Raw genomic sequence first — 281 nt, 5'->3', positions numbered from 1 at the left:
TTAGTGACCTCCTGAGGGTTCAGTGTTAGGCAGGATTTTGAAATCTGGTGCTTCGACCTGTTCGGTCTTCACAGTACGCAGAATCCAGATGAAACCACCGATAATAAAGAAGGCAGACGGTGGCAGCAGCAGCAAACCGTTGGACTGATACCAGCCACCATCCTGAATCAATGGCAGGATCTCGAAACCAAACAATTTGCCAGAGCCAAACAACTCACGCACGGTCGCAACAGAAACCAGAACCACGGAGTAGCCAAGACCATTACCGATACCGTCAAAGA

The 281-nt window shown here is 49.5% G+C and carries 1 protein-coding gene; it reads right to left on the bottom strand.

Annotated elements, in window-relative coordinates:
* The coding region (locus Q4563_RS19385; protein WP_303605677.1) for an Rnf-Nqr domain containing protein at positions 1-281 on the bottom strand (281 nt) is incomplete at its 5' end.

It is taken from the genome of Gilvimarinus sp. 1_MG-2023, from assembly GCF_030548285.1.
Note: the sequence above shows the minus strand (reverse complement) of the source record. Positions and strands in the feature narration are given on the sequence as shown.